This window comes from Marinifilum breve (genome assembly GCF_003202155.1).
Lineage (GTDB): Bacteria > Bacteroidota > Bacteroidia > Bacteroidales > Marinifilaceae > Marinifilum > Marinifilum breve.
In genome coordinates this window covers 1-401 of the sequence record NZ_QFLI01000164.1, presented here as the reverse complement: position 1 = coordinate 401, position 401 = coordinate 1, and the positions used below count along the sequence as shown (strand labels likewise).

Annotated in this window: 1 protein-coding gene; it reads right to left on the bottom strand. The window is 42.6% G+C overall.

Annotation, left to right across the window (positions count from 1 at the left end; genetic code table 11):
* A partial coding sequence (locus tag DF185_RS24910; protein WP_165836120.1) for a hypothetical protein occupies nt 1–401 on the bottom strand: 401 nt, incomplete at both ends.

The window sequence follows — 401 nt, the reverse complement described above, 5'->3', positions numbered from 1 at the left end:
GTTGTTGAATTTCGGTGATTGGCTTGCCTTCTTTGTCTTTGACCGGCCTCTCTGGTTTACTGTATTTCCCTGATAGTTTCTTCGTTGTATCGTAGAGCTGTTTCATATTTCCTTCTCTAGCAGCTTTTTCTGCCGTCGTTGCTAGTTCTTCCACGTATTTCTTCTTGTCGGCTCTAATGCTCCTCTTCACTTGTTTGTTTGCTTCTATGTATTCAGCTTGTGCTTGGACTTTCTCTGCTCGTGTTCGGCTGTTGTTAATTGCTGCCTTCTTGTTCTTCCTTTCTTTGATCTTGTCCAGTGTTTCTATAGAGATCCATTCCTTATGATGGTGTTTCTTTAGGCCCAGAACCTCTTGACACGTTGAAGTCAATGTTTCTTTGATGCCTTTCCAGTTGTCCTCC